The organism is Pandoraea iniqua, assembly GCF_902459685.1.
Taxonomy (GTDB): Bacteria; Pseudomonadota; Gammaproteobacteria; order Burkholderiales; family Burkholderiaceae; genus Pandoraea; species Pandoraea iniqua.
Genome location: NZ_CABPSF010000010.1, coordinates 58694 through 84408 on the forward strand (window position 1 = coordinate 58694; position 25715 = coordinate 84408).

33 protein-coding genes are annotated in these 25715 nt (G+C 62.9%); 30 read left to right on the forward strand and 3 right to left on the reverse strand.

The annotated features are described in order from the left end of the window. Positions 1-14: 14 nt before the first annotated feature. Positions 15-569 (reverse strand): GNAT family N-acetyltransferase, encoded by a 555-nt coding sequence (locus PIN31009_RS25220; RefSeq protein WP_343039046.1) that lies wholly within the window; start codon positions 567-569, stop codon positions 15-17. Between the two features lie 269 nt (positions 570-838). On the opposite strand from PIN31009_RS25220, the gene PIN31009_RS25225 reads away from it, so the two are divergent. The 26 genes from PIN31009_RS25225 (at position 839) to tatC (ending at position 19831) form a co-directional block, all read left to right on the forward strand. Continuing rightward, positions 839-1651 carry an ABC transporter ATP-binding protein gene (locus tag PIN31009_RS25225; protein WP_150686702.1) on the forward strand — a complete coding sequence of 271 codons (813 nt, stop codon included), beginning with the start codon at positions 839-841 and terminating at the stop codon, positions 1649-1651. Further along, positions 1648-2415, forward strand: coding sequence for a lipid asymmetry maintenance ABC transporter permease subunit MlaE (gene mlaE, locus PIN31009_RS25230; protein ID WP_150686661.1), 768 nt, complete (start codon positions 1648-1650; stop codon positions 2413-2415). The genes PIN31009_RS25225 and mlaE overlap by 4 nt, the downstream gene beginning before the upstream one ends. Before the next feature lie 54 nt (positions 2416-2469). Beyond that, positions 2470-3012, forward strand: a complete 543-nt coding sequence (gene mlaD / locus PIN31009_RS25235) for an outer membrane lipid asymmetry maintenance protein MlaD (RefSeq protein WP_150686660.1) — start codon at positions 2470-2472, stop codon at positions 3010-3012. Between the two features lie 5 nt (positions 3013-3017). Further along, entirely contained in the window at positions 3018-3911 is an 894-nt protein-coding gene (locus PIN31009_RS25240) for an MlaA family lipoprotein (protein ID WP_150791923.1), read from the forward strand. Positions 3912-4102: 191 nt separating this feature from the next. Further along, positions 4103-4723: an MlaC/ttg2D family ABC transporter substrate-binding protein gene (locus tag PIN31009_RS25245; RefSeq protein ID WP_150686658.1), complete on the forward strand. Its 621-nt coding sequence runs from the start codon at positions 4103-4105 to the stop codon at positions 4721-4723. Positions 4724-4727: 4 nt separating this feature from the next. After that, on the forward strand, positions 4728-4985 hold the full coding sequence (locus PIN31009_RS25250; RefSeq protein ID WP_058376336.1) for an STAS domain-containing protein: 258 nt from the start codon (positions 4728-4730) through the stop codon (positions 4983-4985). 349 nt (positions 4986-5334) lie between these two features. Next, positions 5335-6261, forward strand: coding sequence for an ABC transporter ATP-binding protein (locus PIN31009_RS25255; protein ID WP_150686657.1), 927 nt, complete (start codon positions 5335-5337; stop codon positions 6259-6261). After that, positions 6258-7013: an ABC transporter permease gene (locus PIN31009_RS25260; RefSeq protein WP_058376334.1), complete on the forward strand. Its 756-nt coding sequence runs from the start codon at positions 6258-6260 to the stop codon at positions 7011-7013. The genes PIN31009_RS25255 and PIN31009_RS25260 overlap by 4 nt, the downstream gene beginning before the upstream one ends. Positions 7014-7033: 20 nt before the next feature. After that, on the forward strand, positions 7034-7273 hold the full coding sequence (locus PIN31009_RS25265; protein ID WP_058376333.1) for a BolA family protein: 240 nt from the start codon (positions 7034-7036) through the stop codon (positions 7271-7273). Further along, positions 7270-8610 (forward strand): UDP-N-acetylglucosamine 1-carboxyvinyltransferase, encoded by a 1341-nt coding sequence (gene murA, locus PIN31009_RS25270; protein ID WP_246185852.1) that lies wholly within the window; start codon positions 7270-7272, stop codon positions 8608-8610. Before PIN31009_RS25265 ends, murA begins: the two co-directional genes overlap by 4 nt. After that, on the forward strand, positions 8607-9287 hold the full coding sequence (gene hisG, locus PIN31009_RS25275; protein WP_058376332.1) for an ATP phosphoribosyltransferase: 681 nt from the start codon (positions 8607-8609) through the stop codon (positions 9285-9287). The genes murA and hisG overlap by 4 nt, the downstream gene beginning before the upstream one ends. Next, positions 9284-10606 (forward strand): histidinol dehydrogenase, encoded by a 1323-nt coding sequence (gene hisD / locus PIN31009_RS25280; protein ID WP_150686656.1) that lies wholly within the window; start codon positions 9284-9286, stop codon positions 10604-10606. The genes hisG and hisD overlap by 4 nt, the downstream gene beginning before the upstream one ends. A gap of 106 nt (positions 10607-10712) precedes the next feature. After that, positions 10713-11222: a hypothetical protein gene (locus tag PIN31009_RS25285; RefSeq protein WP_150791924.1), complete on the forward strand. Its 510-nt coding sequence runs from the start codon at positions 10713-10715 to the stop codon at positions 11220-11222. Positions 11223-11313: 91 nt separating this feature from the next. Next, on the forward strand, positions 11314-12378 hold the full coding sequence (gene hisC, locus PIN31009_RS25290) for a histidinol-phosphate transaminase (protein ID WP_150791925.1): 1065 nt from the start codon (positions 11314-11316) through the stop codon (positions 12376-12378). Between the two features lie 27 nt (positions 12379-12405). Further along, a complete protein-coding gene (gene hisB, locus PIN31009_RS25295; RefSeq protein WP_150682317.1) occupies positions 12406-12993 on the forward strand; it encodes an imidazoleglycerol-phosphate dehydratase HisB in 588 nt (195 codons plus the stop codon). Between the two features lie 92 nt (positions 12994-13085). Beyond that, a complete protein-coding gene (locus PIN31009_RS25300; protein ID WP_150791992.1) occupies positions 13086-13712 on the forward strand; it encodes a MarC family protein in 627 nt (208 codons plus the stop codon). Beyond that, on the forward strand, positions 13709-14347 hold the full coding sequence (gene hisH / locus PIN31009_RS25305) for an imidazole glycerol phosphate synthase subunit HisH (RefSeq protein ID WP_150686652.1): 639 nt from the start codon (positions 13709-13711) through the stop codon (positions 14345-14347). The genes PIN31009_RS25300 and hisH overlap by 4 nt, the downstream gene beginning before the upstream one ends. A 188-nt stretch (positions 14348-14535) precedes the next feature. Next, positions 14536-15285 (forward strand): 1-(5-phosphoribosyl)-5-[(5-phosphoribosylamino)methylideneamino]imidazole-4-carboxamide isomerase, encoded by a 750-nt coding sequence (hisA, locus tag PIN31009_RS25310; protein ID WP_058376325.1) that lies wholly within the window; start codon positions 14536-14538, stop codon positions 15283-15285. A gap of 38 nt (positions 15286-15323) precedes the next feature. Next, positions 15324-16097 (forward strand): imidazole glycerol phosphate synthase subunit HisF, encoded by a 774-nt coding sequence (gene hisF, locus PIN31009_RS25315; protein WP_058376324.1) that lies wholly within the window; start codon positions 15324-15326, stop codon positions 16095-16097. 17 nt (positions 16098-16114) lie between these two features. Next, positions 16115-16513 carry a phosphoribosyl-AMP cyclohydrolase gene (gene hisI / locus PIN31009_RS25320; RefSeq protein WP_150686651.1) on the forward strand — a complete coding sequence of 133 codons (399 nt, stop codon included), beginning with the start codon at positions 16115-16117 and terminating at the stop codon, positions 16511-16513. A 5-nt stretch (positions 16514-16518) separates the two neighbouring features. Beyond that, positions 16519-16875, forward strand: coding sequence for a phosphoribosyl-ATP diphosphatase (locus PIN31009_RS25325; RefSeq protein ID WP_058379937.1), 357 nt, complete (start codon positions 16519-16521; stop codon positions 16873-16875). Between the two features lie 144 nt (positions 16876-17019). Further along, the gene (locus PIN31009_RS25330) at positions 17020-17442 is read left to right on the forward strand and encodes a DUF4870 family protein (RefSeq protein ID WP_246185853.1); all 423 of its coding nucleotides are present in this window, start codon (positions 17020-17022) and stop codon (positions 17440-17442) included. 94 nt (positions 17443-17536) lie between these two features. Next, positions 17537-17911 (forward strand): histidine triad nucleotide-binding protein, encoded by a 375-nt coding sequence (locus PIN31009_RS25335; RefSeq protein WP_058376322.1) that lies wholly within the window; start codon positions 17537-17539, stop codon positions 17909-17911. A 268-nt stretch (positions 17912-18179) separates the two neighbouring features. Next, positions 18180-18425 (forward strand): Sec-independent protein translocase subunit TatA, encoded by a 246-nt coding sequence (tatA, locus tag PIN31009_RS25340; protein WP_058376321.1) that lies wholly within the window; start codon positions 18180-18182, stop codon positions 18423-18425. 12 nt (positions 18426-18437) lie between these two features. Further along, the gene (gene tatB, locus PIN31009_RS25345; RefSeq protein ID WP_150791926.1) at positions 18438-18980 is read left to right on the forward strand and encodes a Sec-independent protein translocase protein TatB; all 543 of its coding nucleotides are present in this window, start codon (positions 18438-18440) and stop codon (positions 18978-18980) included. A 65-nt stretch (positions 18981-19045) separates the two neighbouring features. Then, entirely contained in the window at positions 19046-19831 is a 786-nt protein-coding gene (tatC, locus tag PIN31009_RS25350; protein ID WP_058376319.1) for a twin-arginine translocase subunit TatC, read from the forward strand. A gap of 248 nt (positions 19832-20079) precedes the next feature. Here tatC and PIN31009_RS25355 read toward each other — a convergent pair whose 3' ends face one another. After that, positions 20080-21297, reverse strand: coding sequence for a Do family serine endopeptidase (locus PIN31009_RS25355; RefSeq protein WP_150686650.1), 1218 nt, complete (start codon positions 21295-21297; stop codon positions 20080-20082). 18 nt (positions 21298-21315) lie between these two features. Between PIN31009_RS25355 and PIN31009_RS25360 the strand changes: the two genes are divergently transcribed. Continuing rightward, positions 21316-22065 (forward strand): Nif3-like dinuclear metal center hexameric protein, encoded by a 750-nt coding sequence (locus PIN31009_RS25360; protein WP_150791927.1) that lies wholly within the window; start codon positions 21316-21318, stop codon positions 22063-22065. A gap of 108 nt (positions 22066-22173) precedes the next feature. Here PIN31009_RS25360 and mscL read toward each other — a convergent pair whose 3' ends face one another. Beyond that, entirely contained in the window at positions 22174-22620 is a 447-nt protein-coding gene (mscL, locus tag PIN31009_RS25365) for a large conductance mechanosensitive channel protein MscL (RefSeq protein ID WP_150686648.1), read from the reverse strand. Between the two features lie 306 nt (positions 22621-22926). On the opposite strand from mscL, the gene petA reads away from it, so the two are divergent. Genes petA through PIN31009_RS25380 form a run of 3 tightly spaced genes read left to right on the forward strand, consistent with a single transcriptional unit; the run spans position 22927 to position 25678 of the window. Next, positions 22927-23541, forward strand: coding sequence for a ubiquinol-cytochrome c reductase iron-sulfur subunit (gene petA, locus PIN31009_RS25370; RefSeq protein WP_087686267.1), 615 nt, complete (start codon positions 22927-22929; stop codon positions 23539-23541). A gap of 2 nt (positions 23542-23543) precedes the next feature. Further along, positions 23544-24929, forward strand: a complete 1386-nt coding sequence (locus tag PIN31009_RS25375; protein ID WP_058376314.1) for a cytochrome b — start codon at positions 23544-23546, stop codon at positions 24927-24929. A gap of 29 nt (positions 24930-24958) precedes the next feature. Beyond that, positions 24959-25678: a cytochrome c1 gene (locus PIN31009_RS25380; RefSeq protein ID WP_150686647.1), complete on the forward strand. Its 720-nt coding sequence runs from the start codon at positions 24959-24961 to the stop codon at positions 25676-25678. The last annotated feature ends 37 nt before the right edge of the window (positions 25679-25715 follow it).

Below are 25715 nucleotides of genomic sequence, written 5' to 3' on the forward strand. Positions count from 1 at the left end.
GCCACGCCTCTGAATTACAGCGTGCGCGTCATGAACACCGCGCCGTCGCCGTAACCGGCCAGCTTCGCCGCGATCAGCGGTGAGACCTCGGCGGCCGCCACATAGCCGAAACGCGCCCAAAAGCCTTGCGATTGCTGCACTGCAACGAGTGCGGAGGCGGCAAGACCCAGTGTCTGTGCCGAGGTCAGCGCGGCGTCGTACAAGCGGGCGGCTACGCCCGCGCCCCGTGTGCGAGGGGCGAGCGCCATATCGTGGACGTACCAGCAGTCGGGCGCGTCGGGCAGGGCGTCCAGTACCGTATCGAGCGGTGGCGGGGCCGCGAGTTGCCACGGGTGCGTGAACAGATAGCCGGCCACCACAGCTGCCTCATCCACGGCAACCCAGCAGGTAGCGGGCGACAGCGCCAGCCGCGAGCCCAGCGTGGCTTCCGATTCCAGCATCACGTCGCCATAGGCCTGTGCCTGCACCACCAACACCTCGGGAAGGTCGGCACGGCGCATCGGACGCGTCTGAAATCGCGTCGGCGGAACGAGCACGCTGGCGTCAGGGTTGACCGGTGAAGACTGCATAACAATCAATGGTTTATTGCCCAAAACGGCATATTGTAGCAACGGCGCAACAGTCGCGCCGGTCAAACCCGCCCTAAGTCCTTGCCCGGGTTACGTTTTTCCTCGTTACGCACGTCGGAACGGGGTTCTGCGGTGCCGGCCGCCCGCCTGTAAAATCCCGCGGGCAAGTGCCAATGCTGCCTGTCACAGCCTCCCCGTGGACGGCATCGATCAGCATTCCCCCCTATAATTGGCGTTTTGCGCCGCACTATAAGACCCGAAACGTGCCTATCCCGAATACGGAAAATCTGCTCGAATTGCGCGACGTTAGCTTCGGTTATGGCGAACGTCTCGTCCTTTCTGGGCTGAACATGCGGTTTCCGCGCGGCAAGGTCATTGCGGTCATGGGCGGCTCCGGCTGTGGGAAGACCACGGTCCTGCGCCTGATCGGCGGCCTCGTGCATGCCAGCCGTGGCGTTGTCGATTTCGATGGCACCGATGTGGCATCGCTGGACCGTGACGGTTGGTACAAGTTGCGGCGCCGCATGGGCATGCTGTTCCAGTTTGGCGCGCTCTTTACTGACATGACGGTGTTCGACAATGTGGCGTTTCCGCTGCGTGAACATACGCGTCTCGATGAAGAGATGATTCGCGATCTGGTCCTCATGAAGCTCAACGCGGTGGGGCTGCGCGGGGCGCGCGACATGAAACCGGCCGAGATTTCGGGCGGCATGGCGCGCCGTGTGGCGCTGGCGCGTACGATTGCGCTCGATCCGGACCTCGTCATGTACGACGAGCCGTTCACCGGTCTCGACCCGATCTCGATGGGCATCACGGCGAACCTGATTCGCAAGCTCAACGATGCCTTGGGCGCCACGTCGATCATTGTGTCGCACGATGTTTCCGAGACTTTCGCTATCGCCGACTACATTTATTTCATTACCGACGGCCGCATCGGCGCGGAGGGAACGCCCGACGAGTTGCGGGCTTCGCAGGACCCGACCGTGCGCCAGTTCATCGACGCGCAGCCGGACGGCCCGGTGAAGTTTCAGTACCCCGCATTGCCGCTCGCGGAAGATTTCGGCATCGGAGGCCGCGCATGATCACGGCAATCGGCAGTTTTGTCCGCGGGCATGTCGAGCGTCTGGGTTACGGCGCGCGTCTGTTCCTGCGTATGCTGAGCTCCAGCGGTGCGCTGCTGCGCCGCCCGCGTTTGGTGACCGATCAGATCCACTTCGTCGGCAACTACTCGTTCGTGATCATTGCGGTCTCGGGCCTGTTCGTCGGCTTTGTGCTGGGTCTGCAAGGCTATTACACGCTAAACAAGTATGGTTCGGAGCAGGCCCTCGGCCTGCTCGTCGCGCTGTCGCTCGTGCGTGAGCTTGGCCCGGTCGTCACGGCGCTGCTGTTTGCCGGGCGTGCGGGCACGTCGCTCACCGCCGAAATCGGCCTGATGAAAGCCGGCGAGCAACTGACGGCGATGGAGATGATGGCGATCGATCCGATCGCGCGCGTCGTTGCGCCGCGGTTCTGGGCGGGCGTGATCGCCATGCCGATTCTGGCGGCGATCTTCTCGGCGGTCGGCATCTTCGGCGGCTATCTGGTCGGCGTGCAGATGATCGGTGTCGACAGCGGCGCGTTCTGGTCGCAAATGCAGGGCGGCGTCGACGTCTGGGCGGATGTCGCCAACGGCGTGGTCAAGAGCGTCGTGTTCGGCATTGCCGTAACTTTTATCGCGCTGTATCAGGGGTTCGAAGCGCAGCCGACGCCCGAGGGCGTTTCGCGCGCGACGACACGCACGGTGGTGCAGGCGTCGCTGGCCGTGCTGGCGCTCGACTTCCTGCTCACGGCCCTGATGTTCAGCTAACCGTCAGGCGATCCCGCCTAAGACAACTACAGACAGATTGCGCACACTGACACAATGAAAAAACACCCTCTCGACTTCTGGGTCGGCCTGTTCGTGGTTCTCGGCTTCGTGGCACTGCTGTTTCTCGCACTCAAGGCGGGTAACATGAGCTCGCTGTCGTTCTCGAGTACGTACCCGGTGACCGTGCGCTTCGACAATATCGGCGGGCTCAAGCCGCGCGCCGCCGTCAAGAGCGCGGGCGTGGTGGTCGGGCGCGTGTCGTCGATTCAGTTCGACGACAAACGCTATCTGGCCAGCGTCACGCTCAACATCGATTCGCAGTACCAGTTCCCGAAAGATTCGTCGGCGAAGATCCTGACCTCCGGCCTGCTCGGCGAGCAGTACATCGGGCTCGAACCCGGGGGTGACGATCAAATGTTGAAAGCCGGTGATACGATCACGCTCACGCAGTCCGCAATTGTGTTGGAAAACCTGATCGGCCAGTTCCTGTATAACAAGGCGGCGGATGCTGGCGGAGCCCAACCGGGCGGCGCGTCGGCAGCGCCTGCACCGGCTGCCGCGCCGGGACAAGGGGCAACGGCTAACCAAGGAAAATAAGAGAAATGACCCGCTTCCGTACTTCGGCAGTGCTGGCCGTCGGCGCCTTGACGCTGGCCGGTTGCGCCACTGTAACGAACCCCACGCCGACCGACCCCATCGAAGGGTTCAACCGTTCGATGTTCACGTTCAACGACAAGCTCGACAAGGCTGTCATGACCCCGGTGGCCAAGGGCTACCAATTTATCGTGCCGCAGCCCGGGCGCGACATGGTCACGAACTTCTTCTCGAACGTGGGCGACGTGTACAACTTCGCCAACAACCTGCTGCAATTGCAGATCACGGCGGCCGTACAGGATCTGATGCGCCTCACGATCAATACGTTGTGGGGCGTGGGTGGTCTGTTCGACTTTGCAACGCCGGCCGGCTTGCCCAAGCACAGCCAAGACTTTGGCGTGACGCTCGGCAAGTGGGGCGTGCCTGACGGCCCGTATCTGGTGCTGCCGCTGCTCGGCCCGAGCACGGTGCGCGATACGGCCGGGATGGCGGCCAATCTGTACCTTGATCCGACGTCCTATATCAAGCCGGATTGGGTGAGCTATTCGCTGTATGGCGTACGTCTGGTGAACACGCGGGCCAACCTGCTCGACGCGTCGAACCTGCTCGAAGCCGCAGCGCTCGATCCGTATTCGTTCACGCGTGATGCCTATCTGGCACGCCGCAAGTATTTGATCAGCGGCGGCGCATCGGGGAGTGCCCCGCTGCCGAACTACGAAGAGGAAGACGGTGCCGCCGGTGCTGCTGGTGCCGCCGGTACGGGTGCCGCAGGCGCGGCGGCTGGCGCGGGTGCGCAGCCGATGCCGGCACCGGCGTCGGGTGCATCGGCCGAACCGGGGTCGCCGCAAGGCTCGCCGCTGCCGGGCACGATGGTGCCGGGTGGTCTGCCGTTCCGTCGTTGATCTTATGAGGGACACGCGTTCGCGCGTGTCCCGTCGCACTACCTCCTCGCCGCGTTGCGCCATGCGGGATGCGGCCGGCAGACCCGTCAGGCAACAGTTTGTTACAACGCGCCGCCGGTAATCTGCGAACTCAACACGTAACGCGGGTATCAAAACCCGCAACACTCGTCACTCGAAAGAGGAAGTCCACAATGAAGAAGTTCTGGCTTATTCCCGTCATGGCGTTCATGACGCTTACCGCTGCGGGCTCGGCGATGGCACAGGCCCAAGCGCCTGACGCGCTGGTCAAGCAGACGGTGTCCGAGGTCATGGCGGCTGCCAAGACCGACCCGAACATTCAGCGCGGCGACCTGAACAGCATTACCAAGCTGATCGAAACCAAGATCATGCCGCACGCCGATTTCGCGAAGACCACGCAATTGGCTACCGGTCCGGCATGGCGTAACGCCACGCCGCAACAGCGCGAACAACTCACGACCGAGTTCAAGAAGCTGCTGCTGTACACGTATGCCGGCGCCATCGCGCAGATTCGCGACCAGCAGGTCGAGTACAAGCCGTTCCGCGCGCAACCGGGCGATACCGATGTCGCGGTCAACACCAGCGTGCTCAATAACGGTCAGCCCATCGAGCTCGACTACCGTCTGTACAAGACGGCCAGCGGCGAATGGAAGCTGTATGACCTGAACGTGCTGGGTGCGTGGCTGATCCAGACGTACAAGACGCAGTTCAGCGAAAAGATCAATCAGTCGGGTGTCGACGGTCTGATCAAGTTCCTGACGGAGCGTAACAAACAGCTCTCGGGCGGCAAGTAAGCGCATGCTCGCTTTGCAAACCGATCTCACGCACGACACCGCCGGCGAGGTGCTCGCACAGGCCATCGACCGCATCGACGCGGGTGAAACCCACGTCGATTGCGCGGGGCTCACGCGCTTCGACTCATCGGCACTGGCTGTGCTGCTGGCCTTGCGCCGCCATGCCGGCCGACGTGGGTTGACGTTGGCGTTCACTAACTTGCCGACAGGATTGGCCAGCCTCGCGCTGGTGTACGGCGTCGACCATCTGCTCTCGAGCTGATCGGCCGGTGCCCTGTCGGCGGGGTGACCCGCCCACGAAGCCCGCAGCATTCAGAAAAGCGCCGTCTCACGACGGCGCTTTTTTTGTTCCGGGGCTGGCCCCGGCAGGGGGCGCCGGTGCCTGTCGAATCCAGCAGGGCGGGGCCTTGCGGGCCGGTCGACCGGCCAAAACCACGGCGGACTCCCGCTTCCTTTATAATCAGGGGTTTTCCGCCGTCTATTGAGCGGTAACCCCCTCATTCGGGGCACCGACGCCGTCATTGCCGCCATCCTCCCGGTTTGCGCGCTCGGCGCGCCGTGTCCGGAGTTACAAAAAATGGCGCGTCCGCCAAGACGGGCGCGTGCAGCCCATGGCCGCCATCGAAATCCGTAACGTCAAAAAACGCTATCAGGCGTTGCAGGCGCTCAAGGGCGTCAGCTTCTCGATCGAAGAGGGTGAATTCTTCGGTCTGCTCGGCCCCAACGGCGCCGGCAAGACGACGCTCATCAGTATCCTCGCAGGTCTGGCCCGTGCCGACACCGGCAACATCAGCGTGCTCGGTCACGACGTCGTGCGCGACTACCGCAACGCCCGCCGCAAGCTCGGCGTGGTGCCGCAGGAACTCGTCTTCGACCCGTTCTTCTCGGTGCGTGAGACGTTGCGCATTCAGTCGGGCTACTTCGGCCTCACACGCAACGACGACTGGATCGACGAAGTGATGGCCAATCTCGATCTGACCGATAAGGCCGACGCCAATATGCGCCAGCTCTCGGGCGGCATGAAGCGCCGCGTGCTGGTGGCGCAGGCGCTCGTGCATCGTCCGCCGGTGATCGTGCTCGACGAGCCCACCGCCGGGGTCGACGTCGAGCTGCGCCAGACGCTCTGGAAGTTCATCTCGCGCCTGAACCGCGAGGGCCACACCATCGTCCTCACCACGCACTATCTCGAAGAAGCCGAAGCGCTGTGCGACCGCATCGCCATGCTCAAGCGCGGCGAAGTCGTTGCGCTTGAGCGCACGGCATCGCTGTTGCAGCGTTTTGCGGGCACGCGGCTGGTGCTGCGCTTCCGTCAGGGCACGCTGCCCGATTCGCTGCGTCCGCTTCTCGTGGACGGACAGGACACCGGCGGGCGTCAGTTTGCGCTGCGTCTGGCGGGCTGCGACGAAGTCGAGTCGATTCTCGCCACTTGCCGTGCGGCCGGCGGCATCGTCGAGGACATTGAAATTCAGAAGGCAGATCTCGAAGACGTTTTCGTGCAGATCATGTCCGGTGCGCGCGCGCAGGAGGCGGCAGCATGATCGGTTTTCGTACGCTGTTCTATAAGGAAGTGCTGCGCTTCTGGAAGGTGAGCTTCCAGACGGTGGCGGCACCGGTGCTCACCGCGCTGCTGTATCTGATGATCTTCGGCCACGTGCTCGAAGACCGTGTGAAGGTCTACGACCAGATCACTTACACGTCGTTTCTGGTGCCGGGTCTGGTGATGATGAGCGTGTTGCAGAACGCGTTCGCGAACAGTTCCTCGTCGCTCATTCAGTCGAAGATCACCGGCAATCTGGTGTTCGTGCTGCTGCCGCCGCTCTCGCATTGGGAGATGTTCGGTGCGTACGTGCTGGCCGCCGTGGTGCGCGGGTTGTGCGTCGGCTTCGGCGTGTTCCTCGTGACGGTGACGTTCACGCATCTGACCTTCGCGGCGCCGCTGTGGATTCTCGGCTTCGCGTTCCTCGGGGCGGCGATTCTCGGCACGCTCGGGCTGATTGCGGGCATCTGGGCCGAGAAATTCGACCAGCTCGCGGCCTTCCAGAACTTCCTGATCATGCCGGCGACGTTCCTCGCAGGCGTGTTCTATTCGATTCATTCGTTGCCGCCGCTGTGGCAAGCCGTGTCGCACTTCAACCCGTTCTTCTACATGATCGACGGGTTCCGCTACGGCTTCTTCGGCGTCTCCGACGTCTCGCCGGCCACGAGCCTCGCGGTCGTCGGTGCGACGTTCCTGATACTCGCAACCGTGGCGCTGAATCTGCTGCGCCGCGGCTACAAACTGCGTCACTGAACTTTCTTAGGATCGGCAAAATGCTGCCCACCCCAGAACAAATCAAACAGTACATCGAAGCCGGACTGGCTTGTGAGCACGTCGCCGTCGAAGGCGATGGCCAGCACTTCTACGCGACCATCGTGAGCGCGCAGTTCGAAGGCAAACGCCTCATCGCGCGCCATCAACTGGTGTACGCCGCCCTGGGCGATCGCATGAAGGCAGAAATTCACGCGTTGTCGATGAAGACCCTGACGCCGGCGGAGTATCAGGCGCAATGAGGATTACGCAAGAAAGCGCCGGCGCAGCCGGCAACGGCGAGTCCGCCGCCGGCGAGCGTGTGGCCGCAGACCATCTGGAAATCGAAGGTGGCGAGCGGCTGGCGGGAGAAATTACCGTATCGGGCGCGAAGAATGCTGCGCTGCCGATTCTGTGTGCAAGCCTGCTGACGGCCGAGCCGCTGGTGCTTGGCAACGTCCCCGATCTGCACGACGTGCGCACCATGCTGACGCTGCTCGCGCGCATGGGCGTGAAGGTCGAGCGCGAGGGTGAGTCGGTGACGCTCGACGCGTCGCAGATCACCGAGGCGGCCGCCCCGTACGAGCTGGTGAAGACCATGCGGGCGTCGATTCTCGTGCTCGGGCCGTTGCTCGCCCGTTGTGGCGAAGCGCGCGTGTCGCTGCCGGGCGGGTGCGCTATTGGGGCGCGTCCGGTCGATCAGCACATCAAGGGCCTGCAAAAGATGGGCGCCGAGATCACGCTCACGCACGGTGACATCGTGGCGAAGGCGTCGCGCCTGCGCGGCGAGACGCTCGTGACCGACATGATCACCGTGACCGGCACCGAGAACCTGCTCATGGCGGCCACGCTGGCCGACGGCGTGACCGTGCTGGCCAATGCCGCCCGCGAGCCGGAAGTGACCGACCTGGCGAACCTGCTCGTGAAGATGGGCGCGAAGATCGAGGGCATCGGCACCGAGCGTCTGGTGGTGACCGGCGTGGCGCGCTTGCATGGTGCAACGCACGACGTCGTGCCCGATCGTATCGAGGCTGGCACGTTCCTGTGCGCGGCCGTGGCCACGCGCGGCGACATCACGCTGCGTCGCGTGGTGCCGGGCACGCTGGATGCCGTGATCGCGAAGTTGCGCGAGACCGGCGCGAATGTGACCGCCGGTGCGGATTGGTTGCGTGTGTCGATGGATCGACGCGCACAAGCCGTGAGTTTTGAGACTTCGGAATATCCGGCGTTCCCGACCGACATGCAGGCGCAGTTCATGGCGCTGAACTGCATTGCGCAAGGCGCGTCGCAGGTCGTCGAGACGATCTTCGAGAACCGCTTCATGCACGTGCAGGAATTGCTGCGTCTGGGCGCGAATATCGGCATCGAAGGCAATACCGCGCGCATTGCGGGCGTGGAACGCCTGTCGGGTGCGCATGTGATGGCAACCGACTTGCGCGCCTCCGCCAGCCTGATCGTGGCGGGCCTGACAGCCGATGGGCGCACGCTCGTCGACCGTATTCATCACCTCGATCGCGGCTATCATCGTATCGAGGCTAAGTTGTGCGCCGTGGGCGCGCGAATCCGTCGTGTGCAAGCACGCCAGGGAGAGATTGCATGAGTTCCGCCAAGTCTGCCCAGCCGCTCAGCCAACCGCTGACGCTGGCGCTTTCGAAAGGGCGTATCTTTACGGAAACGCTGCCGCTGCTCGCTGCTGCCGGTATCGAAGTCACGGAAGATCCCGAGACCTCGCGCAAGCTGATTCTGCCGACCACTGACCCGAACCTGCGCGTGATCATCGTGCGCGCGACCGATGTGCCGACGTATGTGCAGTACGGTGCAGCCGACTTCGGCGTGGCCGGCAAAGATGTGCTCATCGAACACGGCGGTGGCGGCCTGTATCAGCCGATCGATTTGAACATTGCCCGTTGCCGCATGTCTGTTGCTGTACCGAAGGGCTTCGATTACGCGAACGCTGTGCGTCAGGGCGCCCGCCTGCGGGTGGCCACCAAGTACGTGCAGACCGCGCGCGAGCACTTTGCGGCGAAGGGTGTGCACGTCGACCTGATCAAGCTGTACGGTTCGATGGAACTGGGCCCGCTGGTGGGCCTGGCCGACGCGATTGTCGATCTGGTGAGCACCGGCGGCACGCTGCGGGCCAATAATCTGGTGGAAGTGGAGGAGATCATGGAAATCTCGTCCCGCCTCGTGATCAACCAGGCTGCGCTCAAGCTGAAGCGCGAGTCGTTGCAGCCTATTCTGGATGCCTTCGAGCAGGCCTCCCGCCAAACAGCATGAAACTCGATATTCGCAAACTCGATTCCTCTGCCGACGGCTTCGCGAAGCAGCTTCGCGACGTGCTGGCGTTCGAGGCGAGCGAAGACGCCGCCATCGACCGCGCGGCTGCCGAGATCCTCGCCGACGTGAAGACGCGCGGCGATGCAGCCGTCATTGAATACACCAACCGGTTCGACCGCCTGAGTGCTGCCGACATGACCGCGCTGGAGTTGCCGGCCACGGCACTCGAAGCGGCGCTGGAGAGTCTGGAGCCGAAGCGCCGTGCAGCGCTGGAAGCGGCCGCTGCGCGTGTGCGCGCCTATCACGAGAAGCAACGCATCGAATGCGGCAGCCATAGCTGGCAGTACACCGAGTCGGACGGCACGGTGCTCGGCCAGAAGGTCACGCCGCTCGATCGCGTGGGCATCTACGTGCCGGGTGGCAAGGCGGCGTATCCGTCGTCGGTGCTGATGAATGCGATTCCCGCGCGTGTGGCTGGCGTGAAGGAAATCATCATGGTGGTGCCCACGCCCGATGGCGTACAGAACCCGCTGGTGCTGGCCGCTGCGCATATCGCCGGCGTGGACCGCGTGTTCACCATCGGCGGCGCGCAAGCTGTGGGCGCACTGGCTTATGGCACCGAGACCGTGCCGGCGGTCGACAAGATCGTTGGCCCGGGCAACGCGTTCGTGGCCGCGGCCAAGCGCCGTGTGTTCGGTACCGTCGGTATCGACATGATCGCCGGTCCGTCGGAAATCCTCGTGATCTGCGACGGCACGACCGATCCCGACTGGGTGGCGATGGACCTGTTCTCGCAAGCCGAGCATGACGAACTCGCGCAGTCGATTCTGCTGTGCCCGGACGCCGCGTATCTCGCCCGCGTGCACCAGTCGATGGAGCGTCAGATCGACGACATGCCGCGCCGCGACGTGATTGCGGCTTCGCTGCAAGGCCGTGGCGCACTGGTCAAGGTGCGCGACATGAACGAAGCCTGCGAGATCGCTAACGTGATCGCGCCGGAACACCTTGAGATCTCGACGGAAAACGCGCAGCAGTGGGGCGATAAGATTCGCCACGCCGGTGCGATTTTCCTCGGCAAGTTCACGAGCGAAAGTCTGGGCGATTACTGCGCCGGGCCGAACCACGTGCTGCCGACCTCGCGCACGGCACGCTTCTCGTCGCCGCTGGGCGTGTACGACTTCCTCAAGCGTTCGAGCCTGATCGAAGTGAGCGAAGGCGGTGCCCGCATGCTCGGCGAAATCGCTGCCGAACTGGCCTACGGCGAAGGCCTGCAAGCGCACGCGCGCAGCGCCGAATTCCGTCTGCATCACGAGTCCTGACATGCGCGACGACGCCCTGTGGCCCGCCGCGCAACTCGCTTCGGCGCCGGCTACGTCCCGGCGTCGGGCTCGCGCATGGCTCGCCCAATCCCCAATATCGTCAGTCATGCTGCCTGTCCGCCCTGCGCGGACCGGGCAGCGTGCTGCCGTCCTTTTCGTCACGCGCTTTGTCGCACGTTTGGTCATGCGTGTTGCCGCGCTGTTCGCGCTTGGCGCGGCGGCAAGCTCGGCGGCCCACGCCGCCGGTAATTACTGCCAGCACGCGACATTCGAAGGCACGTCCGTCGAGCGCATGACTGTGTGCGTGCGCCGGCAGGCGTTCGATAACGACGTCTATGTGCTGCGTCTGGATGGCAAGACGGCGCTGCGCGGCACCGACGACGAAGTCGCACACGGCGTGTTCGGCCGCGTGGGCAACCGGCTGGTCGCCATGCGTTGCGAAGCCGAGGAGTCGCCCGCGCGGGTGAGCCCGGCGGTGGCGCAGGCGCTGTCGTGGCAGACCGGCGTGCGCGTGCAGCGCATCACCGATGCGCTCGGCAGCGTGGAGACCGGGCGCCGCTGCACCGTCAAGATCGACGGGGCCGATGCCGGCCTGCTGACGTTCGCTTTCAACTGATTTGCCGTTGCCGACGTCATCAACCTTGTAGATTCACCCTTCAGTCCTTCAAACCGATTCGCGCGTTATCCGTTCAGGTGGTCCGACCCTCATGTCTGTCGATCAAGTGATTCGCCCCGACGTGCTCGCCATGAGCACCTATCCCGTGCCCGATGCCAGCGGCCTGCTGAAGCTCGACGCGATGGAGAACCCCTACGGCCTGCCCGAGGCCCTGCGCACCGCGCTGGGTCATCGTCTGGCCGAGGTAGCCCTCAATCGCTACCCGGCGCCGCGCCCCGCAGCGCTGCTCGCCAAGCTTTCGCATGCGATGGGGGTGCCGGCCGGGGCGAAGCTGTTGCTGGGCAACGGATCGGACGAAATCATCAGCATGATCGCGGCGGCCACGGCGCGTCCGGGCGCGGCAGTGATCGCGCCGATGCCGGGCTTCGTGATGTACGAGATGTCGTCGCGTTTTGCGGGCATCGAGTTCGTGGGCGTGCCGCTGAAGGCCGATTTTTCGCTCGATATGCCGGCCATGCTGAACGCCATTGCGGCGCGCCCGGGCGCGGTGGTGTATCTGGCGTACCCGAACAACCCGACCGGCAACCTGTTTGCCGACGATGAGATCGAGACGCTGGTGCGCGCCGCCAGCGGTGGCCTCGTGGTCATCGACGAGGCTTACCAGCCGTTTGCGGGCAAGACGTGGATGCCGCGTCTGGTGGACTTCCCGAACGTCGTGGTCATGCGCACGGTCTCGAAGCTCGGGCTGGCGGGCATCCGGCTGGGTTATCTGGCCGGCAGTGCCGAATGGCTGGATCAGTTCGACAAAGTGCGTCCGCCGTACAACGTGAACGTGCTCACGCAGGCCTGCGGCGAATTCATGCTCGATCACCTCGACGTACTCGACGCGCAGGCGGCCGAATTGCGGGCCGAACGCAGCCGGCTGGCGGCCGCCGTGGCGGCGCTGCCCGGGGTGAGCGTGTACCCGAGCGACGCAAATTTCCTGCTCGTGCGGGTGCCGGATGCCGACAAAACCTTCGCGGGCCTGCTCGCCCGTAAGGTGCTGATCAAAAACGTGGGTAAAATGCACGTATTGCTGGCCAATTGCCTGCGCTTGACGGTCGGCACCCCCACGGAGAATGCGGCGATGGTCGAAGCCTTGGCCGCATCACTCTAACAAGCTACAAGACGAGAACTCACCATCATGCGCATTGCGGAAGTCGTTCGCGATACCAGCGAAACGCAAATACGCGTCAAGATCGATCTGGACGGCACCGGCCGGAAGACGCTCGACACCGGCGTACCGTTTCTGGACCACATGCTCGACCAGATCGCGCGTCATGGCCTCATCGACATGGAAGTCGAGGCCAAGGGCGACACCTTCATCGACGACCACCACACGGTGGAAGACGTCGGCATCACGCTGGGCATGGCCGTGGCCAAGGCCGTGGGCGACAAGAAGGGCCTCGTGCGCTATGGCCACAGCTATGTGCCCCTCGACGAAGCGCTCTCGCGCGTGGTGATCGACTTCTCCGGACGTCCGGGTCTCGAATTTCATGTGCCGTTCACGCGTGCGCGCGTGGGCAACTTCGACGTCGACCTGACCATCGAATTCTTCCGTGGCTTCGTCAATCATGCCGGCGTGACGCTGCATATCGACAACCTGCGCGGCATCAACGCCCACCACCAGTGTGAAACGGTGTTCAAGGCGTTCGGACGCGCGCTGCGCATGGCGGTCGAAATCGATCCGCGTGCGGCGGGTGTCGTGCCGTCCACGAAGGGCAGCCTGTAAGCGAGCTAGCGAGATAGCCCGCCGGCTTTGATGGCTGGCGGCCCCTGCGACGATTCTTTGCCCCGGCGGAATGCCGGCGCCGCGTGCCCACGATGACGCTCGACGCCTTCAAGTTTTTCATTTCGCTGCTGGCCCTGATCAACCCGCTGGGGGCGATCCCGCTGTTCATCAGCCTGACGTCCACGCAGACGCGCGAAGAGAAACGCCATACGATCAATGTGGCGGCGATTGCGGTGGCGCTGGTGGTGGCGGGCTCGGGCTTGTTCGGCGAGCACATCATCCGCTTTTTCGGTATTTCGATTGCGTCGCTCGAAGTCGGCGGCGGGGTGATCATGCTGCTCATGGCAGTGAACATGATCAACGCGCAGACCAGCAACACGCGCGCGACCGCCGAAGAGCGTCATGAAGCGGAAGAGCGGCCGAACATCGCCGTGGTGCCGCTGGCCATTCCGCTGCTCACGGGGCCGGGCACGATCAGTACCGTGATCATCTACTCGGGCCGTGCTACCGGGTGGACGCAGATTCTGGCGTTGATGGCGATTGGTGTGGGCGTGGGCGCGGTGTGCTGGGTGGCGCTGCGCAGTGCCGGGCGGATCGAAGGCTGGCTGGGCCGCACCGGTATCAACATCGGCACGCGTCTGATGGGGTTGATCCTCTCGGCGCTGGCCGTGGAATTCATTATCGATGGTTTGAAAATACTGCTGCCGGGTTTGAGATGAATAAGATTGCGATTGTCGACTACGGAATGGGCAACCTGCGCTCGGTCTATCAGGCGCTGCGTGCCGCTGCGCCGGAGGCCGACGTGAGCATCAGCAGCGACGCCGCCGAGATTCGCGCCGCCGACCGCGTGGTGCTGCCGGGGCAGGGCGCCATGCGCGACTGCATGGGCTGCCTGAACGAGTCGGGCCTGCGTGAAGCCGTTGTCGAGGCCGCCGCCACCAAGCCGATGTTCGGCGTGTGCGTGGGCGAGCAGATGCTGTTCGACATTTCCGACGAGGGCAACACGCCTGCGCTGGGCCTGTTGCCGGGCCGCGTGGTGCGCTTCGATCTGGAAGGCCAGTTGCAGGACGACGGTTCGCGCTTCAAGGTGCCGCAGATGGGCTGGAACCGCGTGCGTCAGTCGCGCGCTCACCCGATCTGGGCCGGTGTGCCCGACGACAGCTACTTTTATTTCGTGCACAGTTATTACGTCGTCCCCGCCAAGGCCGAACTGACGGCGGGCGAGACGGTCTATGGGGTGCCCTTTACCTGTGCAGTGGCCCAAGATAATATCTTTGCCACCCAGTTCCACCCGGAAAAGAGCGCCCAGGCAGGGCTCGCGCTTTACCGAAATTTTGCACAGTGGAAACCTTAACCCGCCCAAGCGGGACCCGTGCGGCGCTTTGGTGCCCGGGCCTGCCGGCTGAGCCAGCTTATACTGTGTCATGTTGAATATTCCGATCCCGACGTGCCGGCGCCTTGCAGGGCAGGGATCGGTTTTGCGTTGTCCGCGTTTTACGCGAATTCCTTTTACTTCCCACTAGCGACGTTTCACGATTGCCTATGCTGCTCATCCCGGCCATCGACCTTAAAGACGGTCAATGTGTACGCCTTAAACAAGGCGACATGGATCAAGCCACTGTTTTCTCGGAGGACCCCGCTGCGATGGCCCGACATTGGGTCGAGCAGGGTGCACGCCGCCTCCATCTGGTGGACTTGAACGGCGCATTCGTTGGCAAGCCGCGTAACGAGGCTGCCATCCGCTCCATCATTCAGGAAGTGGGCGCAGACATCCCCGTGCAGCTGGGCGGTGGTATTCGCGACCTCAACACCATCGAGCGCTATCTCGACGACGGCCTGTCGTACGTGATCATCGGCACGGCGGCGGTGAAGGACCCGGGCTTCCTGAAGGACGCTTGCAGCGCCTTCGGCGGCCACATCATCGTGGGTCTCGATGCCAAGGACGGCAAAGTGGCGACCGATGGCTGGAGCAAGCTGAGCGGTCACGAGGTCGTGGATCTCGCGCGCAAGTTCGAAGACTACGGCATCGAGTCGATCATCTACACCGACATCGGCCGTGACGGCATGCTGCAAGGCATCAACATCGAAGCGACCGTGCGTCTCGCGCAGGCCGTGACGGTGCCGGTGATCGCCAGCGGCGGCCTGTCGAACCTGGGTGACATCGACGCGTTGTGCGATGTGCAGAACGAAGGCGTTGAAGGCGTCATCTGCGGTCGCGCGATCTACTCGGGCGACCTGAATTTCTCGTCGGCGCAAACGCGTGCGGATGAGCTTTCCCAAGGAGCGGCATAAGCGAGCTCACGGCTGCGGCCGTCTCGTGTGCCAACATCATGGCTCTCGCTAAACGCATCATCCCGTGCCTGGACGTGACGGCTGGCCGAGTGGTCAAGGGTGTCAATTTCGTTGAATTGCGCGACGCGGGCGACCCCGTCGAAATTGCCCGCCGCTATGACGAGCAGGGCGCCGACGAACTGACGTTTCTCGACATCACGGCCACCTCCGACGGGCGCGACCTGATTCTGCCGATCATTGAATCGGTGGCGGCGCAGGTGTTCATTCCGTTGACGGTCGGTGGCGGCGTGCGCGAAGTCGCCGACGTGCGCCGGCTGCTCAACGCCGGTGCCGACAAGGTCAGCATGAACTCGTCGGCTGTCGCGAATCCGCAACTGATCGCCGACGCATCGGCCAAGCACGGTGCGCAGTGCATCGTCGTGGCGATCGACGCCAAGCGTGTCTCGGCGGACGGCGAAACGCCGCGCTGGGAAGTCTTCACCCATGGCGGGCGCAAGGCCACCGGGCTCGACGTCGTGGCTTGGGCGAAGAAGATCGCCGAGCTGGGCGCGGGCGAGATCCTGCTCACCAGCATGGACCGCGACGGCACCAAGAGCGGCTTCGATCTGGCGCTCACGCGCGCCGTGTCGGACGCCGTGAGCATCCCCGTGATCGCCTCGGGCGGCGTGGGCTCGCTGGCCGATCTGGCCAATGGCGTGACGCAGGGGCATGCCGACGCCGTCCTCGCCGCCAGCATCTTCCATTACGGCGAGCACACTGTCGGCGAGGCCAAGCGCTTTATGGCCGACAAGGGCATTTCGGTGCGGCTCTGAACGGGAATCGACGGATCATGACGCAAGACTGGCTGGACAAGGTAAGTTGGGACGCGGCGGGCCTCGTGCCCGTGATCGCGCAGGAAGTCGGCAGCAACGACGTGCTGATGTTCGCGTGGATGAACCGTGAAGCGCTTGCGCGCACGGTCGAGACCCGCGAGGCCGTCTACTACTCGCGCTCACGCAAACGCCTGTGGCACAAGGGCGAAGAGTCGGGCCACGTGCAGAAAGTGCACGAGATTCGCCTCGATTGCGACGAAGACGTGGTGCTGCTGAAGGTCGAGCAGATCGACGGCATTGCGTGCCATACCGGCCGCCATTCCTGTTTCTTCCAGAAGTTCGAGGGCACTGTCGAGGATGGCCAGTGGGCCACCGTCGAGCCGGTGCTCAAAGACCCGCACAAGATCTATAAGTGAGCACCATGAACGATACGCTTGCGCGTGTTGCCGAAGTGATCGCCTCGCGTCGTGGCGGCGATCCGGACAAATCGTACGTCGCGCGCCTGTTTCACAAGGGTGACGATGCGATTTGCAAGAAGATCGGCGAAGAAGCCACCGAAGTGGTGCTCGCCGCCAAGGACATCCGCATCGGCGGTGCAGACAATCTGCGCCAGAAGCTGGTCAACGAGACGGCGGACCTGTGGTTCCACTGCATGGTGCTGCTCGCCCACCACGACCTGAGCCCGGACGAAGTGCTCGCCGAACTGGCACGCCGTGAAGGCCTCTCGGGGCTGACGGAAAAGGCCCAGCGGGGCACGCGCGGCGAACACGCGGACTGACGCAACGGTAATCTGGCGCGCCGGCATCGATTGTCGGCACGCCGGAATGCCGTTATGCCGGAATGCCGGTAAGCCGGCGCCGCACACACTGTACCGATTCGACATGCCGGCGCATCACGCCGGCAGACGCGAGGGAGACCATCCATGAACGATCCGCAGACCCCCGGTACGACCCATCCTTCCGGCAGCACCGGCAACGCCGGCAACCCTTACGTCGTCAATGCGCCCACGACCGAGCAGGAGCGCGCGCTGCGCAAGCTCACGCACGTGCTCTACGCGCTGTACGCCCTGTTCTGGCTGACCGGCGGCGTGACGGCCATCGTGGCGATCATCATCAACTACATCAAGCGTGACGACACGGTCGGCACGCTGTACGCGTCGCATTTCACGTGGCAGATCCGCACCTTCTGGTGGTCGGTGCTGTGGGGTGTGCTGGGCGTGGCGTTGGCGGTGGTGATGGTCGGCTTCGCGATTCTCTGGGTGCTCGGCATCTGGACGCTGTACCGGATCGTGAAGGGCTGGCTCTATCTGAACGACAACAAGCCGATGTACGCGGCACGCACCTGATCGCTGACGCAGACGGCCCGGTTTGATCGAGGCCGTCGATTTGGGTTCGTCGATGGGTTCGTCGATTTGAGGTATTGGAGAGGAAGACATCCGCATGACGCACGACAACTGTATCTTCTGCAAAATCGTCGCCGGGCAGATCCCGAGCACGCAGGTGTATGCCGATGACGACGTGATTGTGTTCAAAGACATCAATCCGGCGGCCGACCTGCACCTGCTCATGGTGCCGCGCAAGCACATCGCCACGTTGCAGGACGCCCAGCCGGAAGATCAGGCATTGCTCGGCAAGATGCTGCTGCTCGCGCCGAAGCTTGCTGCCGAGCAGGGTTACGCCTATGACGGCGACCCTGAGAACGTCGACGGCAACGGCTTCCGGGTGGTCGTGAACAACGGCCCGGGCGGCGGACAAGAGGTTTATCATCTTCACATGCATATTCTTGCCGGCCCGCGGCCGTGGAAGCGCATGTGAGGCAAATGATGTGAAGCACCGGCGGGATGCGGAAGATTGCCGCAGATCGCCGGTTCACGGTGCGCTAGTGCCGCATCGGGAAAGGTTTCACGAAACATTTATTTCTACCCGGCGTCCGACGCGGTTACGATGCTGGACGTGACGCCCGATGTGCCACAATGGGGCACATTGCAGGGCTCACACGGGCAAATACAATGCATCGGACGGGGTTGTCCGATAAGACCCTCGCCGCCAGGCGGCCGGGGCGAATCACGCAAGGAGAGTGGTCATGGGTTCGTTGAGTATTTGGCACTGGCTGATCGTGCTGGTGATCGTGATGATGGTTTTTGGCACCAAGAAGCTGCGTAACATGGGCAGCGATCTGGGCGGTGCGGTCAAGGGCTTCAAAGACGGCATGAAGGAAGGCGAAAGCGCCCCGGCCGCCAAGGAAGACCCGATGACGGCCAAGGAACTGCGCGACTCGACGACCATCGACGTGCAGGCCAAGGACGCGAGCAACAACAAGCAAGGCTAAGTCGGCGTCGACATGATCGATCTCGGCCTTTCCAAACTGATGTTGATCGGCGTTGTGGCGCTGGTCGTGATCGGTCCCGAGCGTCTGCCGAAGGTGGCACGCACGGCGGGCGCGCTGTTTGGCCGCGCCCAGCGTTACATCAACGATGTGAAGGCCGAGGTGGGCCGCGAGATGGAGCTCGACGAACTTCGCAACATGCGAAGCGAGTTCGAGAACGCGGCACGCAGCGCCCAGAGCACGGTTCAGAAACATCTGAATGAGCAGGAGTCCTCGCTCAACGAGGCCTGGGCAAGCGCCACGGGTACGTCGACCAGCGAGATCGCCGGGGGCGGCACCGATGCCGCGACCGGATACTCCGACAGCTACCTCGCCGAGCCGGTCGTCACGTCCGGCATTCGTGCGTCGACCAAGCGCCGCAACTGGCGCGTGCGCCGCAATGCAACGCCGGTGTGGTTCAAGCAGGCCAGCGCCACGCGCACGAAAGTGCAGTCAGGCGCGGCGCGGGTCGCGCGGCACACGCCGGCCAAGCTGCGCCGGCCCGTCAAGTTCTTCTGAGGCGCGTGCGCACCTTACTTCCCGCCACCTTGCGCCGTACCGGCCTCATTCCTGGATAAGTCGACGTGAGCGACGACAAGCAAACCCCTGACGGGGGCACCGAAGAGACTTTCATCTCGCACCTGATCGAGCTGCGCAACCGCATCATTCGCGCGGGTGCCGCGGTGATCGTGGTGTTCCTCTCGCTGGTGTATTGGGCACCGGACATCTTCCGCCTGCTCTCGCGCCCGCTGACGCAATCGCTGCCCGCTGGCGGCAAGATGATCGTCACCGACATCACCGGGTCGTTCTTCGTCCCGATGAAAGTCACGATGATGGTCGCGTTCGTGATCGCACTGCCCATCGTGCTGTATCAGGCATGGGCGTTTGTCGCGCCGGGGCTGTATCAGCACGAGAAGAAGCTGGTGTTTCCGCTGGTAGTGAGCAGTTACTCGCTGTTCTTGATCGGCATGGCGTTCGCGTACTTTCTGGTGTTCCCGACCGTGTTCCACTTCATGGCGCACTACAACGCGCCGTTGGGCGCGGAGATGAACACCGATATCGACAATTACGTGAGTTTTGTCCTGACCATGTTCCTATGCTTCGGGGTGACCTTCGAAGTGCCGGTGGTCGTGGTGGTGCTGGCGCGCATGGGTGTTGTGAGCATCGAGAAGCTCAAGCAGATTCGCCCTTACGTGATCGTCGGTGCCTTCGTGCTCGCCGCCGTGGTGACGCCGCCGGACATGCTCTCGCAGCTGATGCTGGCCATTCCGCTCTGTATCCTTTACGAGCTGGGCCTGATCGCCGCACGGATCTTCGTCAAGCAAGGGCACACGAACGAAGAGAAAGAGAACGGGCAGGCAACGCCGTAACGACGTGACGACATAACGACGTGATGAAGGTGTGAGTCCCCACGAGTAATAAAGAAAGCACGGGCTGCGTCCCGTGCTTTTTTATTGCCCATGGCAATCCGGTGCGAAGCCGGTGGCGATGCCAGACGCGGTGGACAAACGCGGTGGACAAACGCAGCGGCCAAACGCGGCCGGCCAAACAAAAACGGCCGCGCCGAAGCGCAGCCGTTCTGTCGTTCCGACACCGGGGTGTGAACCCCAGCTTGCCGTCAGTCGGCGCCGTTCTCGTCGTTGCTGTCGTCGTCGTCCTGCGCAGGGCGCTTGGGCGGCGGCGGACGCTTGCCGATGGTCACCGTCAGGTCCAGCTCCTTCTTCTTGCGCGTGACGTGGATCTTCGCCTGCGTACCCGGCTTGATCTGCGCGATCACGTTGAGCAACTCGGTCGTGTCGCGGATCGACTCGTCGTTGACCTTGGTCAGGATATCGCCCGGCTGCACGCCCGCCTTATCCGCCGGCCCGCCTTGCACAACACCGGCGATGATCACGCCCGAGTCTTGCTGCAAGCCGAACGATTCGGCGATATCTGACGTGATGTCCTGCGGCTCGACACCGACCCAGCCGCGCGTGACCGTGCCGCTGGTGATGATGCTCTCGAGTACCGTACGTGCCGTCGACACCGGAATGGCGAAGCCGATCCCCATGTTGCCGCCGCTGCGCGAGTAGATCGCCGTGTTGATACCGAGCAGGTTGCCGTTCACGTCGACCAGCGCGCCGCCCGAGTTACCGGGGTTGATCGCCGCATCCGTCTGGATGAAGTTCTCGAAGGTGCTGATGTCGAGGTGATTGCGGCCGAGCGCGCTGATGATGCCCATCGTCACCGTCTGGCCAACACCGAACGGGTTCCCGATGGCGAGCACCACGTCGCCGACGCGTACCTGATCCATGCGGCCGAGCGTGATGGCAGGCAGGTTGTCCAGCGTGATCTTGAGCACGGCCAGATCGGTCTCGGGGTCGCTGCCGACGAGCTTCGCGCGGGCTTTTCGGCCATCCGCGAGGGCGACTTCGATCTCGTCGGCGCCGTCCACCACGTGATGATTCGTGAGAATATAGCCTTCACTGCTGACGATCACGCCCGAGCCGAGGCTCGAGACCGGGTCTTGCCGCACCGTGCCGCCGCCGTCGCCGAAGAAGTAACGGAACAGCGGATCATCAAGGCGCGGGTCGCGATTCTGCTTTTGTTCCTTGCTGGAAAAAATGCTGACGACCGCGGGCATGGCCTTTTGCGCGCCGTCGGCGTAGGAGCCGGTAGCCGGCTTGTCCGACAGGCTGGGAGCGACTTCCTGAAGGGCGATGATCGGGTTGGCCAACTGTTTGCCGAACGAACCCTGGCGTTGCAACCACTGCGGCTTGAGCGTGGCAATGATGAAGAGCAACGCAAGCAGCACGGTGACCGCTTGCGCGAACAGTAGCCAGAAGCGTCTGAGCATGAAAGAGCGAGACCTTATATGAATCGTGTTGAACTCGAATTGTATCTGAACGATACCCTGCAAATCGCGCAATTTCGCGATTACTGCCCCAACGGCCTACAGGTTGAAGGGCGCAATGAGATCCGCAAAATCGCCAGCGGCGTGACCGCCAGTCTGGCGTTTCTCGAAGCGGCGCGTGACTGGGGCGCCGACGCGGTCATCGTCCATCACGGCTATTTCTGGAAGAACGAAGATGCCCGTGTTGTGGGGATGAAACGCCGTCGCCTCGGCTTGCTGATCGACAACGACATCAACTTGTTCGCCTTCCATTTGCCACTCGACGCACACCCTGAGTTGGGCAACAACGCGCAACTCGGCAAACTGCTGGAATTCGCCGACGATGGCGGCCGTTTCGGCCCTGATCAGCTCGGATGGCTCGGCAAGCCCGTGCAGCCCACGACCTTGGCCGAACTCGCCGCCCATGTCGAAGCGACACTGGGCCGCACGCCGCTCATGCTGGGTGAGCCCGATCGCGCCGTCCGGCGAGTCGCGTGGTGCACGGGAGGCGCGCAGGGCTTCTTCGACGCCGCCATTGCAGCAGGGGCGGACGTCTACATCAGCGGTGAGGTGTCCGAGCCGACCACCCACCTCGCGCACGAGAGCGGCGTCGGGTATCTGGCGGCAGGGCACCACGCCACGGAGCGCGGCGGGGCGAGGGCGGTTGGCGAACACGTCGCCGAACGCTTCGGTCTCGAACACAAATTTTTCGACATGCCTAACCCGGTCTGAGTCTGTCTGAGTCTGTCTGAGTCTGTCTGAATCGGGGCGGCGGGGTTGGGCCAGTGTCGAAGGCCAGCCACCGCGCAACGCGGGTGGCTGGCAGGCTGCGAAGAAAACTCAGCCGTTCTGCTTCTTGAGGCTGTCGCGGATTTCGCGCAGCAGAACGATGTCTTCCGGCGTCGGGGCCGGTGCCGCCGGGGCTTCCGGGGCCGGGCGCTTCAGGCGGTTGATCTGCTTGACCATCACGAAGATGATGAACGCCAGAATGATGAAGTTGATGGCGACCGTGATGAAGTTGCCGTAACCGAAGACGGCAACGCCGGCTTTGGTCAGATCGGCGTACGACGTGGGGTTGCCCTTGAAGTCGGGCGGGATGGCGCCGAGCAGAATAAATTTGCTCGAGAAGTCGAGGCCACCGAAGATGGCGCCGACAATCGGCATGATGAGGTCTTTGACGACCGAGTCGACGATCTTGCCGAATGCCGCGCCGATGATCACACCGACGGCCAGATCGACCACATTGCCTTTGACGGCAAATTCCTTGAATTCCGACATGAAGCTCATGCCATTCCTCCGCTGTTTTAATGAGGGCCGGGGGCGCGCACAGTAGCTGTCACCGGGGTGAGACAGGGAAAATGATGACTAAATGTCGTGCACGCGTCAACGAAAGCGGCGATCATAGCGACTCTCGTGCAGCATCCCAGAAGCGAAACCCCGGGTGAGCATCAGCCGCCCGCAGGGTACGTTAATCCTTTGAAAATACGCGAAAACCACTAGGAGACTGGGGCGTTTAGCCGTTGTTTCAGGCATTTACGCTCGCGTATGATTTAAGGTTGACGGAAATACCAAATCAACCGTGTGGGGCTTGTGATGAGTGACAATCAAGAAAAGGCCGTCGACAGTAGCCGCCGGAATCTGCTGATTGCAACGTCCGTAGCTGGAGGCGTGGGCGGCGTTGCAACACTTGTTCCTTTCGTCAGTTCTCTGGAACCCTCTGAGCGAGCCAAGGCGGGCGGTGCGCCGGTCGAGGCCGATATCAGTAATCTCAAGCCCGGTGAAAAAATGACCGTGGCGTGGCGTGGTCTGCCGGTGTGGATCGTGCGCCGCACGCCGGCGGAAATGGATTCGCTGTCCAAAGTGACGGGCGAACTCGCTGATCCGGACTCCAAGGAGACGTTCTCCTACCCGATGCCCGAGTACTGCAAGAACGCGTTCCGGGCGCGTGCCGAGCATAAGGATCTGCTCGTTGTGGTCGGCATCTGTACCCATCTGGGGTGCATCCCATCGGGTCCTTACGACGCCAATACCATCCCAGCATTGGGGCACGACCCGGGCTTCCTGTGCCCGTGCCATGGTTCTACGTACGACATGTCGGGCCGCGTGTTCAAGAACAAGCCGGCACCGAAGAATCTCGACGTTCCTCGTTTCATGTTCGTGAACGACACCCGGCTCGTGATCGGTAAAGACGAAAAAGGAGAAGCGTAACCATGGCCGCCGACAAACAGGTCGACACGACGGGCTTGCTGGGCTGGATCGATCGTCGCTTCCCGCTGACACAGCTTTGGAAAGATCACGCTTCCGAGTACTACGCCCCTAAAAACTTTAACTTCTGGTATTTCTTCGGATCGCTGGCGATGTTGGTGCTGGTGATTCAGATCGTCACCGGCATTTTTTTGGTGATGAACTACAAGCCGGACGCCAACCTTGCGTTTGCGTCGGTCGAATACATCATGCGCGAGGTGCCGTGGGGATGGCTCATCCGCTACATGCACTCCACGGGCGCGTCGATGTTCTTCGTGGTGGTGTATCTGCATATGTTCCGCGGGCTGTTGTACGGTTCGTACCGCAAGCCGCGTGAGCTGGTGTGGGTGTTCGGGTGTCTGATCTTCCTGTGCCTGATGGCCGAGGCGTTCTTCGGGTATCTGCTGCCGTGGGGCCAGATGTCGTACTGGGGCGCACAGGTGATCGTGAACCTCTTCTCGGCAATTCCGTTCATCGGCCCGGATCTGTCGCTGTGGATTCGCGGCGACTACGTGGTGTCGGACGCAACGCTCAACCGCTTCTTCGCCTTCCACGTGATCGCGATTCCGCTGGTGCTGATCGGGCTGATCGTGGCGCACATCATTGCGTTGCACGAAGTGGGTTCGAACAACCCCGACGGCATCGAGATCAAGGACAAGAAGGACGCCAACGGCCGCCCGCTCGACGGCATTCCGTTCCATCCGTACTACACCGTGCACGACATCATGGGTGTGGGCGTGTTCCTGATGGTGTTCTCGGCGATCGTGTTCTTTGCGCCGACGATGGGCGGGTACTTCCTCGAAGCGAACAACTTCATCCCGTCCGACTCGCTCAAGACGCCGCCGCACATCGCACCGGTCTGGTACTTCACGCCGTTCTACTCGATGCTGCGGGCCACGACCGATGACTTCAAGCACGTGCTGATGGCGTTGACGGTGATCGTCGCGGCCGTGTGGTGGATCAAGGGTCGCGCAGCGGCAACCACCAAGGTGGCGGGTTCCGGTGGCGTGGTGTTGCTGTTGCTGGCGATGTTCCTGATCGAAGCCAAGTTCTGGGGCGTGGTGGTGATGGGCGGCGCGGTGGTGACGCTGTTCTTCCTGCCGTGGCTGGACCAGAGCCCGGTGAAGTCGATCCGGTACCGTCCGGGATTTCATAAGGTGTTGTTGGGTATCCTCGTCGTCATCTTTGCTGTGCTGGGTTACCTGGGTATCCAGGAGCCGACGCCCGTGAAGACTGCGGTCTCGCAAATCGGCGCGCTGTATTACTTCGGATTCTTCTGGCTGATGCCGATCTGGAGCAAACGCGGCACGTTCAAGCCGGTGCCCGAGCGCGTCACCTTCGCGGCGCATTGAGCGCACTCAAGTCGACTAGGGATATCAAGATGAAAAAACTGTTGCTCATCCTGGCGCTCCTCAGCGGTTTTGTGGCGCCGGCCATGGCGGAAGAGGGCGGGCCGCTCGACACGGCGCCCAACCGCGTGGACGATCTGGCGTCGCTGCAACGCGGGGCCAAGCTTTTCGTGAATTACTGTCTGAATTGCCACTCGGCGGCATCGATGCGGTATTCGCGTCTCAAGGATCTTGGGTTATCGGAAGCGGAGATCAAGAACAATCTGCTTTTCACGACCGACAAGATTGGCGAGACGATGACCGTGGCGATGCGTGCGGCGGATGCGAAGGACTGGTTCGGTTCGGCGCCGCCGGATTTGTCGGTGGAGGCGCGTGCGCGGGGGACGGACTGGTTGTATACGTACCTGCGCACGTTCTATCGTGACGATGCGCGCCCGACGGGCTGGAACAACGTGGCGTTCCCGAATGTGGGCATGCCGAACCCGTTCTGGCAGTTGCAGGGACAGCGTGGATTGAAGCATGTGGAGGGCGCGGAGCATGGCCCGGCACAGTTCGTGCAGATCACTCAAGGATTGATGAAACCGGTGGAATTCGATTCTGCCATGGCTGATCTGGTATCTTATCTGGATTGGATGTCGGAGCCGGCGCAGCGTACGCGTAGGCAGCTTGGCGTCTGGGTTTTGTTGTTCTTGGGACTCTTTACGGTGCTTGCCTGGCGCCTGAATGCGGCCTATTGGAAGGACGTGAAGTAAAATAACGTCTGTACGACGGGGCCAGGGTCAGGGAAGC

Coding starts and splice junctions, on each gene's coding strand:
- PIN31009_RS25220 (WP_343039046.1), bottom strand. CDS start 569: ATGCAGTCTTCACCGGTCAACCCTGACGCCAGCGTGCTCGTTCCGCCG.
- mlaE (WP_150686661.1), top strand. CDS start 1,648: ATGATCACGGCAATCGGCAGTTTTGTCCGCGGGCATGTCGAGCGTCTG.
- mlaD (WP_150686660.1), top strand. CDS start 2,470: ATGAAAAAACACCCTCTCGACTTCTGGGTCGGCCTGTTCGTGGTTCTC.
- PIN31009_RS25240 (WP_150791923.1), top strand. CDS start 3,018: ATGACCCGCTTCCGTACTTCGGCAGTGCTGGCCGTCGGCGCCTTGACG.
- PIN31009_RS25245 (WP_150686658.1), top strand. CDS start 4,103: ATGAAGAAGTTCTGGCTTATTCCCGTCATGGCGTTCATGACGCTTACC.
- PIN31009_RS25250 (WP_058376336.1), top strand. CDS start 4,728: ATGCTCGCTTTGCAAACCGATCTCACGCACGACACCGCCGGCGAGGTG.
- PIN31009_RS25255 (WP_150686657.1), top strand. CDS start 5,335: ATGGCCGCCATCGAAATCCGTAACGTCAAAAAACGCTATCAGGCGTTG.
- PIN31009_RS25260 (WP_058376334.1), top strand. CDS start 6,258: ATGATCGGTTTTCGTACGCTGTTCTATAAGGAAGTGCTGCGCTTCTGG.
- PIN31009_RS25265 (WP_058376333.1), top strand. CDS start 7,034: ATGCTGCCCACCCCAGAACAAATCAAACAGTACATCGAAGCCGGACTG.
- murA (WP_246185852.1), top strand. CDS start 7,270: ATGAGGATTACGCAAGAAAGCGCCGGCGCAGCCGGCAACGGCGAGTCC.
- hisG (WP_058376332.1), top strand. CDS start 8,607: ATGAGTTCCGCCAAGTCTGCCCAGCCGCTCAGCCAACCGCTGACGCTG.
- hisD (WP_150686656.1), top strand. CDS start 9,284: ATGAAACTCGATATTCGCAAACTCGATTCCTCTGCCGACGGCTTCGCG.
- PIN31009_RS25285 (WP_150791924.1), top strand. CDS start 10,713: ATGCTGCCTGTCCGCCCTGCGCGGACCGGGCAGCGTGCTGCCGTCCTT.
- hisC (WP_150791925.1), top strand. CDS start 11,314: ATGTCTGTCGATCAAGTGATTCGCCCCGACGTGCTCGCCATGAGCACC.
- hisB (WP_150682317.1), top strand. CDS start 12,406: ATGCGCATTGCGGAAGTCGTTCGCGATACCAGCGAAACGCAAATACGC.
- PIN31009_RS25300 (WP_150791992.1), top strand. CDS start 13,086: ATGACGCTCGACGCCTTCAAGTTTTTCATTTCGCTGCTGGCCCTGATC.
- hisH (WP_150686652.1), top strand. CDS start 13,709: ATGAATAAGATTGCGATTGTCGACTACGGAATGGGCAACCTGCGCTCG.
- hisA (WP_058376325.1), top strand. CDS start 14,536: ATGCTGCTCATCCCGGCCATCGACCTTAAAGACGGTCAATGTGTACGC.
- hisF (WP_058376324.1), top strand. CDS start 15,324: ATGGCTCTCGCTAAACGCATCATCCCGTGCCTGGACGTGACGGCTGGC.
- hisI (WP_150686651.1), top strand. CDS start 16,115: ATGACGCAAGACTGGCTGGACAAGGTAAGTTGGGACGCGGCGGGCCTC.
- PIN31009_RS25325 (WP_058379937.1), top strand. CDS start 16,519: ATGAACGATACGCTTGCGCGTGTTGCCGAAGTGATCGCCTCGCGTCGT.
- PIN31009_RS25330 (WP_246185853.1), top strand. CDS start 17,020: ATGAACGATCCGCAGACCCCCGGTACGACCCATCCTTCCGGCAGCACC.
- PIN31009_RS25335 (WP_058376322.1), top strand. CDS start 17,537: ATGACGCACGACAACTGTATCTTCTGCAAAATCGTCGCCGGGCAGATC.
- tatA (WP_058376321.1), top strand. CDS start 18,180: ATGGGTTCGTTGAGTATTTGGCACTGGCTGATCGTGCTGGTGATCGTG.
- tatB (WP_150791926.1), top strand. CDS start 18,438: ATGATCGATCTCGGCCTTTCCAAACTGATGTTGATCGGCGTTGTGGCG.
- PIN31009_RS25355 (WP_150686650.1), bottom strand. CDS start 21,297: ATGCTCAGACGCTTCTGGCTACTGTTCGCGCAAGCGGTCACCGTGCTG.
- PIN31009_RS25360 (WP_150791927.1), top strand. CDS start 21,316: ATGAATCGTGTTGAACTCGAATTGTATCTGAACGATACCCTGCAAATC.
- mscL (WP_150686648.1), bottom strand. CDS start 22,620: ATGAGCTTCATGTCGGAATTCAAGGAATTTGCCGTCAAAGGCAATGTG.
- petA (WP_087686267.1), top strand. CDS start 22,927: ATGAGTGACAATCAAGAAAAGGCCGTCGACAGTAGCCGCCGGAATCTG.
- PIN31009_RS25375 (WP_058376314.1), top strand. CDS start 23,544: ATGGCCGCCGACAAACAGGTCGACACGACGGGCTTGCTGGGCTGGATC.
- PIN31009_RS25380 (WP_150686647.1), top strand. CDS start 24,959: ATGAAAAAACTGTTGCTCATCCTGGCGCTCCTCAGCGGTTTTGTGGCG.